This window comes from Kushneria avicenniae (assembly GCF_900112585.1).
Lineage (GTDB): Bacteria > Pseudomonadota > Gammaproteobacteria > Pseudomonadales > Halomonadaceae > Kushneria > Kushneria avicenniae.
On sequence record NZ_FOLY01000003.1, the window covers coordinates 527,199 to 541,099 of the forward strand.

Here is a 13,901-nt window from a genome sequence, read left to right on the forward strand (position 1 = left end):
AGCTGAAAATTGAAGCATTCTTCCACTGGTAAAAACGCCCCTACGTGTGGAGCGTTCCTGCATGTTGATCCTTCCTGGCGTGTTACTTGCCGATACAGAAGCTGCCAAAAATCTCGCCGAGCAGCGCATCGGCGGTGAACTCGCCGGTAATCTCGCCGAGTGCGTCCTGAGCGGCGCGCAGATCTTCGGCCAGCAGCTCGCCGGCCCCGGCCCCGGACAGCTGATCTGCTCCGTGGGTCAGCGCCTGACCGGCACGGTCGAGGGCGTCGAGATGGCGTCGACGCGCGGAGAAGCGCCCTTCGCTGGTCGACTGAAAGCCCATCACCGCCTTCAGGTGCGTCTTGAGGTGATCCACGCCGGTACCGGTGGTAGCGGACAGGCGAATCACCGGCGGCGTGGTATCAAGATCGGGGTCACCGGTCTCGCCGCTTTCGTCGATCTTGTTGCGCACCAGCGTCAGCCGTGACGGGTCGGGCAGGCGCTCGACGAACTCGGGCCAGATCGCCATCGGGTCGAGCGTGTCGCTTTCGCGGCTGTCGACCATCAACAGCACCCGGTCGGCCTTCTCGATCTCCGCCCAGGCGCGCTGCACGCCGATTTTCTCCACCGCATCCGGCGTGTCGCGCAGGCCGGCAGTGTCGATGATGTGCAGCGGCATGCCATCAAGGTGAATATGCTCGCGCAGCACGTCGCGGGTGGTGCCGGCGATGTCGGTGACGATCGCGGTCTCCTGCTCGGTCAGCGCGTTCAAAAGGCTCGACTTGCCCGCGTTGGGGCGCCCGGCAATCACCACGCTCATGCCCTCGCGCATCAGCGCCCCCTGGGCGGCGCTGGCGCGCACCTCGGCAAGACTTGCCCGCACGCTTGCCAGCATCTCGGCGACGCGGCCATCGCCGAGAAAGTCGATCTCCTCCTCGGGAAAGTCGATGGCGGCCTCGACGAAGATGCGCAGCTCAATGAGCTGCTGCACCAGTGCCTGCACCCGACTCGAGAACTCGCCCTGCAGCGAGTGCAGGGCGTTTTCGGCCGCCGCGCGCGAGCTGGCCTCGATCAGATCGGCGATCGCCTCGGCCTGGGCCAGATCGAGCTTGTCGTTCAAGAAGGCGCGCTCGGAGAACTCGCCGGGCCGTGCCAGCCGCGCGCCGAGTTGTACGGTGCGCTCCAGCAGCCAGTCCATGATGACCGGGCCGCCGTGGCCCTGCAGCTCCAGCACATCTTCACCGGTAAAGGAGTGCGGCCCGGGAAACCACAGGGCAATGCCTTCATCAAGCACCTGACCTTCATTGCCCAGGAAGGGGACGTAGTGGGCGCGCCGGGGTTCGGGGTCAAACCCGAGCATGGCGCGGGCGATCCCGGCGGTTCTGGCGCCGGACAGGCGGATAATGCCGACGCCGCCGCGCCCGGGCGGGGTGGCCAGCGCGCTGATGGTGTCCTGATCGAGCATGCGAATTCCGAAAGGGTCAAAGCCGGCAGAGGCGGCATGAATGATAGGGCATCGATTGTCAGCGCTGGGACCCAACGCTGCAAGCGCCGGTCATCGCCCCTGCCGAGGGCTTCGGTCGTTGCTATAGTGGTTCGCAGACTAATCGAAACCACCATACCGGAGCGTTTCATGACCGAGCAGTTCCATTTCTACGAGCCGCGCAAGGGCCACGGCCTGCCGCACGATCCCTTCAAGGCGATCATTGCCCCGCGCCCGATCGGCTGGGTCTCCTCGCACAATGACGAGGGCCGACTCAACCTCGCACCCTACAGTTTTTTCAACGCTTTCTGCGCTGCGCCGCCCATCATCGGCTTTGCCAGCGCCGGCTGGAAGGACAGCGTGGCCAACATCGAGGCCACCGGTGAGTTTTGCTGGCATCTGGCCACGCGCGCGCTGGCGGAGAAGATGAACACCTCGAGCGCCAGCGTGGACAGTGATGTGGATGAATTTGCGCTGTCCGGCCTGACGCCGGCCGCATCCAGTGTGGTGAAGGTGCCGCGGGTATTGGAAGCGCCGGTCTCGTTCGAGTGCCGGCTGAGCCAGCTGATCCGGCTTGAATCCGCCGACGGCGAAAAGCTCGATAACTGGCTGGTGCTGGGCGAGGTCGTGGGCGTCCACATCGATCAGCACCTGCTGGCGGACGGCATCTATCAGACGGCCGCCGCCGAGCCCATTCTGCGTGCCGGGGGGCCTGCCACCTACTACACCATCAATGAAGACGTACGCTTTGAGATGGAGCGTCCGGACAACTCCGGCCAGTAATACACAAGGTCCGTCGTGCAGGGCTCGTCACGCCCTTCAGCCGTTGTGACGTAAAAAGGGCCGGCAATGGCCGGCCCTTGTCATGGTGCTGGAGCGGTGATCAGCCCTTGAGAACGCCGTCCACCAGCGCCTTGGCTTCTTCCTGAATGCGCTTGAGATGGTCTTCGCCTTCAAAGCTTTCGGCGTAGATCTTGTAAACGTCTTCGGTGCCCGAGGGGCGTGCCGCGAACCAGCCAGCGTCGGTTTCTACCTTGAGGCCACCGATGGCGGCGCCGTTGCCGGGGGCTTCGGTCAGCTTGCGGGTGATGGGATGGCCGGCCAGTTCCGAAGCCGTGACCTGCTCGGGAGAGAGCTTGCCCAGCCTTGCCTTCTGGTCGCGGTCCGCCGGGGCATCCACACGGGCATAAACCGGTGCGCCGAAACGCTCGGTCAGCGCCTGATAACGCTCGCCCGGGTCCTTGCCGGTCACGGCGGTCATTTCTGCCGCCAGCAGGCCGAGGATAATGCCGTCCTTGTCGGTGGACCAGGGCTGACCGTCGAAGGTCAGAAACGAGGCGCCGGCCGACTCTTCACCGCCAAAGCCCAGGCTGCCGTCCATCAGGCCATCCACGAACCACTTGAAGCCGACGGGGACCTCGACCACGGTCCTGCCGATGCCTTTGGCGACGCGGTCGATCATGGAGGACGATACCAGCGTCTTGCCGATGGCGGCGCCTTCACCCCACTGCGGGCGGTGAGTAAAGAGATACTCGATCGCGACTGCCAGGTAGTGATTGGGATTCAAAAGGCCGGTCGAGCGCGCGACGATGCCATGACGGTCATGGTCAGTGTCGCAGGCAAAGGAGACGTCAAAGCGATCCTTGTTTTCGATCAGACCGGCCATGGCATGCGGCGAGGAGCAATCCATGCGGATCCTGCCGTCCCAGTCCAGCCGCATGAAACGAAAGGTCGGGTCCACGGTGGTGGAGATCACTTCCAGCGGCAGCTGGTAGCGCTCGGCGATGCGCGTCCAGTAGTGCACGCCGGCGCCACCGAGCGGATCGACCCCGAAGGTGCGTCCCGAATCACGGATGGCCGCCATGTCGATGACCCGGTCCAGGCCCGAGATGTAGCTGTCGATGAAATCGAATCGCTGCGTGGTCGGCGCGGCGAGCGCCTGGGCATAAGAGACGCGTTTGACGCCCTCGAGCCCGGCGGCGAGCAGGGCGTTGGCGCGCTCCTGAATCCATTTGGTGATGCCGGTGTCGGCCGGGCCGCCGTTGGTGGGGTTGTACTTGAAACCGCCATCCACCGGGGGGTTGTGCGATGGGGTAATGACGATGCCATCGGCCAGATCGCTCGTGCGATCGCGATTGTGGTTGAGGATGGCATTGGACAGCGCCGGGGTGGGCGTATAGCCCGGTTCGCCATTGGTTTCCTCGCAGCCGGCATCAATGCGGGTGTCGACGCCGTTGGCGGCCAGCACTTCAAGGGCGGAAACAAAGGCCGGCTCGGACAGCGCGTGGGTGTCCATGCCGATAAACAGCGGCCCGGTGATGTCCTGATCGCGGCGGTAGTCACAGATCGCCTGGGTGGTGGCCAGGATGTGCCACTCGTTGAAGCTCGTTTTCAGCGATGAGCCGCGATGGCCGGAAGTACCAAAGGCCACCTGCTGAGCGGGATCCGACACATCGGGTCGCTCGCTGTAGTAGCGCGACACCAGACGCGGCAGATGGGCGAGGCGATGCTCGTCGGGCAGCTGCCCTGCATTGGGATCGATGCTCATCTCTTCATCCTTTGAGAAGCGTGACGACAGAATCTGTGCGCCATTCTAGCAGGCTCCATGCCAGTGCCTCTGTGCCTTTTTGTCATACAGGCCGCCTCCTGTCGCAACACGTCTACCGCCGGAGCCGCCTTTGCTTCATGCCATCAACCGACCATGAAGGCGTCGCGACCGGCACCGGTGATCGACGTTTTTATCATCATGATCTGTCATGGGGCCGGGTATCCTTGAATCCTGTGGTTTTAGCGCAAGAGCACGGACTGTCCATAAACCCGGACCCACGAGGCCATCATGTTTCTCAGGCAACTGCACTATCTCGTGGCGGTGGCAGAGCATCGTCATTTCGCGCGGGCGGCCGAGGCGTGTCGTGTGTCGCAACCGGCGCTTTCGGCGGGCATTCGCCAGCTGGAAGAGGAACTCAAGGTGACCATCGTTCAGCGCGACCGGCGCTTTCAGGGCCTGACCGATGAAGGGTTGCGGGTATTGAAGTGGGCACGTCAAACGCTGAACTCGCTTGATGGATTGCGTCAGGAGGCGGCGCTGGCACAGCGCATTTCAGGCGGTCACCTGGCCATTGGCGCCGTACCGTCAGCACTGCGTGCGATCTCGACGCTGGCCGCTGAATATCGGCGCGTGGTGCCGGATCTGACGCTGGAGATTCTATCGCTCAGTACTCAGGAGATTGCGCGACGCCTGAAGGAGCGGGAGTTGCACCTGGCGCTCGCCTATACCGAGCATGGCTTTCAGCAGGGGTTCGAGACGCTCGGCCTGTACCGGGAAACGTTCGTGCTGCTTTCCGGCGAGAGCTGTGCCATCCCTCCCGAGCGTCATTTCCAATGGCACGAGCTGGGCGAGCTGCCCTTATGTCTGTTCAACAAGGGCATGCACAATCGCCATATTCTGGATGGATGCTTTCAGGCGGCAGGCGTCACACCGCGTGTGGTGGTGGAAACCAATGCCCCGAGCATCATCCATGAGGAGGTAAGAAAAGGACAGATTTATGCCATCGCCCCTGCCAGTGCCCTGCCGGACTACTTCATGGACGGCGGTGTTCGGCTCAATCCGATCGCCGATCAGCCCTGCGCCACCATCAGCCTCATTCGTCTGAGTCAGGACAACCCACCGGCTGTGGCCAGTGCCATCTGGGACCATACGCAGACGCTGGATCTTTTATATTAGTTTTATTTCAGTAGCTTACCGGTTAGATAAGCAGCACTTATCATGACATCCGAACAAACGATTTGAACCCATGGCGGGCAGGCGGGGATGCTCGGGTCGTGAAGCGACATCCTTTTTTTGACCGACCCGGAGCCATGACATGGCCAAGATTCTCTGTGTTCTTTATCCCGATCCGGTGACCGGCTATCCACCGCGTTATGCGCGTGACGATATCCCCGAAATCACGGGCTATCCCAACGGCCAGACAGCGCCTTCTCCGGAGGGAGATCCGGGGTTTTCCCCCGGCGAATTGATCGGCTGCGTCTCCGGTGAGCTGGGGCTGCGTTCGTGGGCGCAGGCCAACGGTCATGAGCTTATCGTGACCAGTGACAAGGAGGGCGTCGATTCGGTCTTCGAGCGCCATCTGCCGGACGCTGATGTCGTGATTTCTCAGCCGTTCTGGCCGGCCTACCTCAGCGCGGAACGCATTGCCCGGGCACCGAAGCTCAAGCTGGCGCTGACGGCCGGTATCGGCTCGGATCACGTCGATCTCAAGGCGGCGGCCGAGCACGGTATCACGGTGGCCGAGGTGACCTTCTCCAACTCGATCAGTGTGGCCGAGCACGTGGTCATGACCGCGCTGACGCTGGTCCGCAATTTCGTGCCGTCGCACCAGATTGCCATCAACGGCGGCTGGAACATCGCTGACTGCGTATCACGCAGCTACGACATCGAAGGGATGCAGTTTGGTACCCTCGGTGCCGGTCGTATCGGCCTTGCGGTCCTGCGTCGCATGAAGCCCTTCGATACACCGCTGCATTACTACGATCCGCACCGTCTGTCCGAGGATATCGAGTGCGAGCTCGGTCTGACCTATCACGACTCGCCGGAATCGCTGGTGAGCGTCTGCGACATCGTCAACGTTCAGACGCCGCTTTACCCCTCGACCGAAGGGTTCATCAACGACGCGCTGCTGTCGAAATTCAAGCGTGGCGCCTATCTGGTCAACACCGCGCGCGGCGGGCTTTGCGACCGTGAGGCAGTGGTCAGGGCGCTGGAGTCCGGGCAGCTGGCAGGTTACGGGGGCGATGTGTGGTACCCGCAGCCCGCGCCGGTGGATCATCCGTGGCGGCGCATGCCCAATCATGCGATGACGCCACATATCTCCGGCACCTCGCTGTCGGCCCAGACCCGCTATGCCGCCGGAACGCTGGAAATCCTGCAGAATTTCCTCGCCGGCAAGTCGCTGCGTGAAGAGTATCTCATCGTCGATGCCGGGAACCTGGCCGGCGCCGGGGCCAATGCCTATCAGCTTTGAGCCATGATTGTCAGGCGAGCCTCCCCGGTGGCTCGCCTTCATTTCCTCTTTTCCTCATCTATTTACTGCGTCACTTTTCCCGGGCTACCTGACGGCATCCAGCCCGATGTCCAGCTGCGGCGCGGAGTGGGTGAGCGCACCCATGGCGATCAGGTCCACGCCGGTGTCGGCAATCTCGCGCAGACGCTGGCCATCGACGCCGCCTGAGGCGGTCAGCAGGCAGCGTCCACGGGTCATCGCGACGGCCCGGCGCAGGTCATCAAGAGACATGTTGTCGAGCAGAATCGCATGAGGCGGCGTCTCGAGCGCTTCTTCGAGCTGCTCTAGGGTGTCGACTTCCAGTTCGATCATGCGCAGGTGCCCCAGCTGCGCGTGGGCCCGTGCCAGCGCTTCCCGAATGCTGCCGACTGCGGCGATATGGTTGTCCTTGATCAGCATGGCGTCATCCAGTCCCAGACGATGATTGACGCCGCCCCCCAGCCGCACGGCGCGCTTTTCCAGTGCGCGCAGGCCGGGTGTGGTCTTGCGCGTGCAGGCCAGACGCGCGCGGCAGCCTTCGAGCTGATCGACCATGGTGCGGGTGAGTGTGGCGATGCCGGACAGTCGGGTCAGGAAGTTGAGCGCGGTGCGCTCGGCGGTCAACAGCGCGCGGGTCGGACCTTCGAGGGTGGCGATCGGCTCAAGAGCCTCGAGCCTTTCGCCGTCATGGCGATGGACCTCAAGGTGAATATCGGTATCGACGTGATGGAGCACGCGGGCCAGCACGTCCATGCCGGCCAGTACGCCGGAGCGGCGGGGGCGCAGCTGCAGGCGGCTGGTGTGATCGGCATCCATCAGGGCATCGCTGGTGATATCGCCCCCGCGCCCCAGATCTTCCAGCAGCGCGGCGGTCACGATGGGGTCCAGAAGGACGTTCGGCAGCGGCGCAATGGCATGTGGCCGGTTGGTCATGACACCACCTCGACATGAGCCGTGCGGGTCGGTCGGGTGAAGTCGGCCGGCGTGGCGGGGTCCGGCAGCGCCAGCATTGCCTCGATGGCGCGCCGGGCGCGGGCGGCGATGGCCTCATCGACCGTCACTTCATGCTGGCCAAAGGCGAGTGAAGCCAGAATGCCGTCCAGCGTAATGCGCTGCATATGCGGGCAGAGGTTGCAGCTGCGGACAAACTCGATCTCCGGGTGGCGGCTGATCAGGTTATCGCTCATCGAGCACTCGGTGAGCAGCAGCACCTGTTCCGGGTGGTGGTCATCGACCCAGCGCTCCAGCGCGGCCGTAGACCCCGAGAAGTCGGCGGTTTCCAGGACGCCGGCAGGGCACTCCGGATGCGCCAGCACACGCACACCGGGATGGCGGCGGCGGACGGCGCCCACCTGTGCAGGCGTAAACTGTTCGTGTACCTCGCAGCTGCCCTGCCAGACCAGAATCGATACATGGGTGCGTGCGGCCACGTTTCGTGCCAGATGTTCATCGGGCAGCATGATGACCTGATCCACGCCCCATTCGTTGGCGATGGCCTCTACCACGTTGAGAGCGTTGGAGGAGGTGCAGCAGATATCACATTCGGCCTTCACTTCGGCGCTGGTGTTGACGTAGGTCACGATCGGTATGCCCGGGTGGCGTGCCTTCAACGCTCGCACCTGCGCGCCACTGATCGAGGAAGCCAGCGAGCAGCCAGCGTGCGTATCAGGGATCAGTACGTGCTTGTCAGGGCAGAGAATCTTTGATGTTTCGGCCATGAAGTGCACCCCGGCCTGAACGATGGTGCGCGCCCTGCTTTTGGCCGCCTCGCGCGCCAGTGCCAGCGAGTCGCCACGGATATCACCGACCAGCGAATAGACCTCCGGCGGCATGTAGTTGTGCGCCAGAATCACGGCATCCTGTTCTCGTTGAAGCCATTTGATGACATCAACGCGGCGGGCGATTTCCGGCCAGTCACTGGCGCTGACATGATCTTCCACTCGACCATAAAGGGCATCGGTGCGCCGGGCCACTTCGGCGTCATAAGAAGGCAGCAGCGATTCAATCGCCGGGTTGGCGGTCACTTTCGGTTGGGCGAGCGTCACGGTCATGAGCAGGCTCCTTTGTATATACTCAATATGAGTATTTAATAGCCTATCGTTTTCAGCCCTTTTGAACAATGTGAACAAAAGCGGAAAAGGCCTGGCTGAGGCTGATGCTTCCGGCGGCGCGGTTCGCCTTGATCGGGCGCCATGACCTATAAAGGAGATCTGACCCCTTTCGGGAGAGCCTCATGCGGTTACCGATACGGCGACGCCATTTTCTTCTCGGGCTGGCAGCCACGGGGGTAGCGGTGCGTTGGCCCCGGACCCTGGCAGGGCAACACGAGTCACCGATCACCCGGGCCATTCCCTCGACCGGTGAGAGGTTGCCTGTCATCGGTATGGGCACCTGGCGCACCTTCAACGTCGGCAACGATCCGGTGCTGCTCGATGAGCGCGCCAGGGTTCTCGAGCTTTTTTTTCACAGCGGCGGCAGGCTGGTGGATGCTTCTCCCATGTACGGCTCCGCCGAATCGGTGGTGGGAGAGCTGGTCGAGCGACTGGATCGCAGTGATGACCTGTTCGCCGCCACCAAGGTATGGACGCGTGACGAGCGCGATACCCGGGCCGCCGTCGCCGAATCCGAGGCGCTGTGGGGCGTGGGGCGCTTTGATCTGATGCAGGTACACAATCTGCTTGGCTGGGAAGGGCATCTGGAAACACTTCAGGCAATGAAGGCAGAGGGCCGGCTGCGCTATATCGGTGTGACCACCTCCCACGGTCGGCGACATGAAGAACTCGAGCGGATCATGACGCGGGAACCGCTGGATTTCGTTCAGCTGACTTACAACATTGCTGATCGCGAGGCGGAAGCGCGACTGCTGCCCCTGGCGCGTGAAAAGGGGATTGCCGTGATCGCCAACCGGCCGTTTCAGGGCGGACGCCTGTTTGATCGCGTCCGGTCGCAACCCCTGCCGGGGTGGGCCGGGGACGCCGGTGTCTCGGGGTGGGCCGACTTTTTTCTCAGATTCATCGTGTCACACCCGGCCATGACTTGCGCTATCCCGGCCACCACACAGCTGGCACACATGCGCGAGAACATGGACGCGCTTTACGGCCAACTGCCCGACGAGACGCAGCGTCAGCGCATGATCAATGACTTTCAGGAGATATGACGGATGGACTATGCGTTGAACGATTTTCTGATGTTCACGCCCGAGGTCTATCTGCGCCTTTTCGAACGCACACACCTGGCACTCGAACCGTGGTTTTGGGCCGTGCCCGTCGCTTGGCTGGTCATGGCCCTGCTGCTGTGGCGAGCGCCGCCCCGAGCCCGGCGACTGGTGCCTGTAGCCATGGCGGCCGGATGGGGACTGACAGCGGCGATTTTCATGCTGCAGTTTTATGCGCCCATCAACTGGCCGGTGGGCCCTTTTGCCTGGCTCTTTGCGCTGGAGGCCCTGTTGCTTGTGCTGCTGGCCCTTCGTGTGCCACCGGTCGGTATCGGTCCTGTCGTGCTGATCTGCTGGGTTGCAGTCCTGCTGGCGCTGTCCTTGATGACGGCACTCGAGGCCGGTACCTGGCAGGCGCTGGCGCTGCCCGGTGTGACACCGGACATGACGGCGGTTACCACGGCGGTGCTGCTGATGGCGTGGCCCCGCCGCTGGCGATGGGGGCTTCTGATGATTCCACTGCTATGGTGTGGCTTCAGCGTACTGGTGCTCTGGGCACTAAAGCTCTGGTGGCCGCTGATCGTCCCTGCTGCCGGGGTGTTGATCATATTGATCGCGACGTTCTGGCCGACGTCAGAGTCTCCCGATAATGCTTGAAGCGTCAGTATTCACTATGGGTCAGTGGGGTCTGCACGCCCGGCGCCATCTGCTGGCGCCACTGCTCGCGACAAAAGCGAAAGCGCTCGGCCGGGCGGCCGCCGGTGGTGGTATCCACCGCGCCGGTCGGCACCACCAGACCTGTGCGGTCCAGCGCTCGACGAAAGTTCTGCTTGTGCAGCCGACAGCCGATGATCGCCTCAATGGTCAGCTGCAGCTGGGAGAGGGTGAAATGCTCGGGCAGCAGATCAAAGATGACCGGGCGATAGCGCAGCTTGCCGCGCAGGCGGTCCATGGCGGTGGCCAGAATGCGGCGATGATCGGACATCAATGGCTCGCCCGGCAGGGCGGTGACCACTTCGGCCGTCCCGTGACGCTGTGATTCAGGCACCAGTCCCGCCTCATACAAGAGCTCAAAACGTTCCAGCACCCGGGTATCGACCCAGCGGGCACCGTCAAGGCCGAAGGCCAGCTGCGCGCGCTGGTGTCGCCTTTCGCGCTGGGTGTCGTCATCGCTTGCTGTCATCCAGCGTTTCAGCGCCGGGGCGATGATCATGTCGATGATCGCCGGACGGCCGTGGCGATAGTCCTCCCACGGAAAATGATCGTACCAGCTGGCCCAGACGGCCCGACTGTCGAGCAGGGTCTGCTGGCTGGAGACCAGTCCCAGGTGGCCGATGGAGATATGCCGGGTGATCTCCTGTGTCTGAAAATCCTCCTCGAGCCGGTCCTGATCGCCAAAGGTGTAGAGCTGCTCGACGTAGTCGAGTGCCAGGCCGGTCTGGCGAGCCACTCGCTCCCGCAGGCCCAGTTCAAAGGTTCGATGGTGACAGGGATCGAAGTCGCCGGCCGGCAGCATCGGCGCGCGGCAGCGATCATCAGGGCAGGTGAGCAATACGGTGGGAGTTGCCGACTCCATGGCAATGACGACGGCAGAGAGTTCGATGGCAATGACAGCGCTGTCTGACATGGTATGACGGCCCGGGGCGTTTCGTAATCAGCAGGAGATGCGGCTGGGCGTCATTGTGTCACAACATGGTCATCGGTGGCGGATAAAGAAAAACCCCTGCCTGGGCAGGGGTTTTCAGGAGAGGACGGCGCCCGGTCTAGGCCGTCTTTTCCTTCTCATTGCCCTGACGCTCGATGCGTTTGGTAATGAAGTACTGCTGCGCGATCGACAGCAGGTTGTTGGTGATCCAGTAAACTACCAGGCCTGCCGGGAACCACAGGAAGAAGAAGGTGAAGACGATCGGCAGCATCTTCATGATCTTCGCCTGGGTGGGGTCCGGCGGTGTCGGGTTGAGCTGCTGCTGCAGGAACATGGTCAGACCCATGATGATCGGCAGGATAAAGTAGGGGTCCTGAGCCGACAGGTCATGAATCCACAGCATGAACGGCGCATGGCGCAGCTCGATGGACTCCATCAGCATCCAGTAGAGCGCGATGAACACCGGCATCTGGATCACGATGGGCAGACAGCCCCCCAGAGGATTGATCTTCTCCTTCTGGTAGAACTTCATCATCTCCTGCGACATCTTCTGGCGATCGTCGCCGTGCTGCTCCTTGATGCGCTGCATCTCGGGGCCCATCTTGCGCATCTTGGCCATCGACTTGTAGGCGGTGGCGGAGAGCGGGAAGAGGACGGCCTTGACCAGCACGGTCAGCAGGATGATGGAGAAGCCCCAGTTGCCGATCAGCGCATGAATATGCGTGAGCAGCCAGAACAGCGGATTGGCGAGGAACCACAGCCAGCCGAAATCGACCGTCAGCTGTAAATGCGGTGCCACGGCTTCGAGCCGCTCGTGCTCCTTGGGACCCACATAGAGCGTGGCGGAAAGGTCACCATTCTGACCCGGAGCGACGGTCTGGCTGGGGCTGGCAAAGGCCGCCACGTTGCGTCCGCGCTGGTCGACATCGGCGTAGTACAGGTTCTGCTGATCCTGATTGGGCGCCCAGGCCGCGGTGAAGTAGTGCTGAATCATCGCGACCCAGCCACCGCGCACGTCGGTATTGTTGAAGCTGCCGTTCTGGATGTCCTCGAAGCTGACCTTCTGGTAGTGATCATCCGGCGAGGAGAAGGCCGCCCCCAGATAGGCGTGCATGCCGACACCGGCACCGCTGGTCGGATCGTCGCTGTTGTCACGCGCCAGCTGGCCGATAAAGCGGGCACTGACGGGCGTCTGCGAGGTGTTGTCGATCAGGTAGTCGACCTTTATCGCATAGCTGTCGCGCTCGAAGGTGAAGCGCTTGATGATGTCCACGCCATTGACGGTCGCGCTCATGTCGACCTGAAGCGACTGCTGATCATCGCCCAGCTGATAGCGGGTCTGCTCGGGCGTAAAGGTAATCCGGCCCTGGTGGCCCTCCATCTGCAGTCCGGAACGGGCGATATAGCTGCGTCGCTGATCGTCGGAAAGCAGAATGAAGGGGGCATCGCTGCCAAGGCGCTGCAGATGTTTGGGCAGGGCGGCATAGACAACATCGCCACCGCGCGGGTCGATGCGAAGATCGAGTGCATCGGTGCGGACGCTGATCAGACGGGTGTTCTGGGCATTGGCGTTATCGTCGCCGCCGGCAGCATTGTCCGACATGTCGACGGACGCTGGCGTGCTGGCGGTATCGGGGGCATCAAGTGACTGCTCACCGGGGGCAACGTCACTGTTCTGCTGGGAGAGGGCAGGAGGCGCTTCATCCGGTCGGTCGTCGTGCCCGTAATCATTACTCCATTGAATGATCATCAGGTAGGCAAGTACGGCCAGCGGGATGACAAAAAGAAGTCGTTTCAGATCCATTGGGATTGCCCGGTGGGAAAATGTCGACGCGGCGCAAGAAAACGACGGGTCGCACTCGACGGTTCGTCGCGCCTCGTATTATTGCTGATGCTCCAGCTGACGTTTGACGTCCTTTTCAAGGCGTCGCCACATACCGTGAAGCTGTCTGGCCAGTGTTTCCGAGTCGATCTCGTGGACGCCCTTGCGCGACAGCACAACGATATCCACCGCCGGCAACCACTGCTGGCGCAGTCGCACCGATTCTCGAGTCAAGCGTTTGAGACGGTTGCGATCCACGGCTCGGCGCACGTTCTTCTTGCTGAACACCAGTCCCACACGAACGTGACCGAGATCGTTGGGGGTGGCGAGTGCCAGAAGTCCCTTGCCGTGAATCCTGAAACTGGCATGTTCAAAAACATGACGGTATTCCCCTGCGGTCAGGATTCTGAGACCGCGGGGAAATCCCTGATTGGTCATGAGCTGATCCTTGAAGGGGATCAGGCGCTCAGGCGCTTGCGGCCCTTGGCGCGACGACGCGAGATGACCTGACGGCCGTTTTTGGTGGCCATGCGGGCGCGGAAGCCATGGTTACGCTTGCGCTTGAGCACGCTGGGCTGAAAAGTACGTTTCATGATGGTGATTCCCGAATTGAGACTTGAGTGACCGGTGACACCGATGCCCTCAAAATCGAGGCGCACGGGGGTCAAGAGCCGGGATTCTAGAGAATTCAACGATCACGTGCAATTTTTATCCACGCACAAAAATGATCCGGCTGTGTATAACTTTGTGCACAAGCTCAGGGCTCTTCTTCCAGGAGG

The 13,901-nt window shown here is 62.3% G+C and carries 13 protein-coding genes; 5 read left to right on the plus strand and 8 right to left on the minus strand.

The genetic code is table 11. From position 1 onward, the window contains the following. Positions 1–82 precede the first annotated feature (82 nt). Positions 83–1,444 (minus strand): tRNA uridine-5-carboxymethylaminomethyl(34) synthesis GTPase MnmE, encoded by a 1,362-nt coding sequence (gene mnmE, locus BM079_RS08825; RefSeq protein WP_090133306.1) that lies wholly within the window; start codon positions 1,442–1,444, stop codon positions 83–85. Between the two features lie 168 nt (positions 1,445–1,612). Between mnmE and BM079_RS08830 the strand changes: the two genes are divergently transcribed. Further along, complete coding sequence (locus tag BM079_RS08830; RefSeq protein WP_090133053.1) at positions 1,613–2,245, plus strand: flavin reductase family protein; 633 nt, start codon at positions 1,613–1,615, stop codon at positions 2,243–2,245. A gap of 100 nt (positions 2,246–2,345) precedes the next feature. Here BM079_RS08830 and pgm read toward each other — a convergent pair whose 3' ends face one another. Then, on the minus strand, positions 2,346–4,010 hold the full coding sequence (gene pgm / locus BM079_RS08835; RefSeq protein WP_090133056.1) for a phosphoglucomutase (alpha-D-glucose-1,6-bisphosphate-dependent): 1,665 nt from the start codon (positions 4,008–4,010) through the stop codon (positions 2,346–2,348). Positions 4,011–4,298: 288 nt separating this feature from the next. Between pgm and BM079_RS08840 the strand changes: the two genes are divergently transcribed. Together BM079_RS08840 and BM079_RS08845 are read left to right on the plus strand one after the other, a co-directional pair. Next, positions 4,299–5,186: a LysR substrate-binding domain-containing protein gene (locus BM079_RS08840; RefSeq protein ID WP_090133058.1), complete on the plus strand. Its 888-nt coding sequence runs from the start codon at positions 4,299–4,301 to the stop codon at positions 5,184–5,186. 139 nt (positions 5,187–5,325) lie between these two features. Beyond that, complete coding sequence (locus BM079_RS08845) at positions 5,326–6,483, plus strand: NAD-dependent formate dehydrogenase (RefSeq protein WP_090133060.1); 1,158 nt, start codon at positions 5,326–5,328, stop codon at positions 6,481–6,483. An 84-nt stretch (positions 6,484–6,567) separates the two neighbouring features. On the opposite strand, the gene nadC is transcribed toward BM079_RS08845, so the two are convergent. Continuing rightward, positions 6,568–7,434, minus strand: a complete 867-nt coding sequence (gene nadC, locus BM079_RS08850) for a carboxylating nicotinate-nucleotide diphosphorylase (protein WP_090133062.1) — start codon at positions 7,432–7,434, stop codon at positions 6,568–6,570. Next, positions 7,431–8,552 (minus strand): quinolinate synthase NadA, encoded by a 1,122-nt coding sequence (gene nadA, locus BM079_RS08855; protein WP_090133064.1) that lies wholly within the window; start codon positions 8,550–8,552, stop codon positions 7,431–7,433. The genes nadC and nadA overlap by 4 nt, the downstream gene beginning before the upstream one ends. Before the next feature lie 182 nt (positions 8,553–8,734). Here nadA and BM079_RS08860 point away from each other — a divergent pair, with 182 nt between their 5' ends. Then, positions 8,735–9,658, plus strand: a complete 924-nt coding sequence (locus BM079_RS08860) for an aldo/keto reductase (protein WP_090133066.1) — start codon at positions 8,735–8,737, stop codon at positions 9,656–9,658. 3 nt (positions 9,659–9,661) lie between these two features. Further along, complete coding sequence (locus tag BM079_RS08865; protein ID WP_090133068.1) at positions 9,662–10,312, plus strand: hypothetical protein; 651 nt, start codon at positions 9,662–9,664, stop codon at positions 10,310–10,312. Between the two features lie 4 nt (positions 10,313–10,316). On the opposite strand, the gene BM079_RS08870 is transcribed toward BM079_RS08865, so the two are convergent. The 4 genes from BM079_RS08870 to rpmH form a co-directional block, all read right to left on the minus strand. Continuing rightward, positions 10,317–11,282: an NUDIX hydrolase gene (locus BM079_RS08870; protein WP_090133070.1), complete on the minus strand. Its 966-nt coding sequence runs from the start codon at positions 11,280–11,282 to the stop codon at positions 10,317–10,319. A gap of 136 nt (positions 11,283–11,418) precedes the next feature. Then, positions 11,419–13,104: a membrane protein insertase YidC gene (yidC, locus tag BM079_RS08875; RefSeq protein WP_090133072.1), complete on the minus strand. Its 1,686-nt coding sequence runs from the start codon at positions 13,102–13,104 to the stop codon at positions 11,419–11,421. Positions 13,105–13,182: 78 nt separating this feature from the next. Beyond that, positions 13,183–13,560: a ribonuclease P protein component gene (rnpA, locus tag BM079_RS08880; RefSeq protein ID WP_090133074.1), complete on the minus strand. Its 378-nt coding sequence runs from the start codon at positions 13,558–13,560 to the stop codon at positions 13,183–13,185. 20 nt (positions 13,561–13,580) lie between these two features. Then, positions 13,581–13,715 carry a 50S ribosomal protein L34 gene (rpmH, locus tag BM079_RS08885; RefSeq protein WP_086623304.1) on the minus strand — a complete coding sequence of 45 codons (135 nt, stop codon included), beginning with the start codon at positions 13,713–13,715 and terminating at the stop codon, positions 13,581–13,583. Positions 13,716–13,901: the final 186 nt, after the last annotated feature.

Bases quoted from the DNA above. Each gene is read 5' to 3' on its own strand.
- mnmE (WP_090133306.1), bottom strand. From the start codon at position 1,444: ATGCTCGATCAGGACACCATCAGCGCGCTGGCCACCCCGCCCGGGCGC.
- BM079_RS08830 (WP_090133053.1), top strand. From the start codon at position 1,613: ATGACCGAGCAGTTCCATTTCTACGAGCCGCGCAAGGGCCACGGCCTG.
- pgm (WP_090133056.1), bottom strand. From the start codon at position 4,010: ATGAGCATCGATCCCAATGCAGGGCAGCTGCCCGACGAGCATCGCCTC.
- BM079_RS08840 (WP_090133058.1), top strand. From the start codon at position 4,299: ATGTTTCTCAGGCAACTGCACTATCTCGTGGCGGTGGCAGAGCATCGT.
- BM079_RS08845 (WP_090133060.1), top strand. From the start codon at position 5,326: ATGGCCAAGATTCTCTGTGTTCTTTATCCCGATCCGGTGACCGGCTAT.
- nadC (WP_090133062.1), bottom strand. From the start codon at position 7,434: ATGACCAACCGGCCACATGCCATTGCGCCGCTGCCGAACGTCCTTCTG.
- nadA (WP_090133064.1), bottom strand. From the start codon at position 8,552: ATGACCGTGACGCTCGCCCAACCGAAAGTGACCGCCAACCCGGCGATT.
- BM079_RS08860 (WP_090133066.1), top strand. From the start codon at position 8,735: ATGCGGTTACCGATACGGCGACGCCATTTTCTTCTCGGGCTGGCAGCC.
- BM079_RS08865 (WP_090133068.1), top strand. From the start codon at position 9,662: ATGGACTATGCGTTGAACGATTTTCTGATGTTCACGCCCGAGGTCTAT.
- BM079_RS08870 (WP_090133070.1), bottom strand. From the start codon at position 11,282: ATGTCAGACAGCGCTGTCATTGCCATCGAACTCTCTGCCGTCGTCATT.
- yidC (WP_090133072.1), bottom strand. From the start codon at position 13,104: ATGGATCTGAAACGACTTCTTTTTGTCATCCCGCTGGCCGTACTTGCC.
- rnpA (WP_090133074.1), bottom strand. From the start codon at position 13,560: ATGACCAATCAGGGATTTCCCCGCGGTCTCAGAATCCTGACCGCAGGG.
- rpmH (WP_086623304.1), bottom strand. From the start codon at position 13,715: ATGAAACGTACTTTTCAGCCCAGCGTGCTCAAGCGCAAGCGTAACCAT.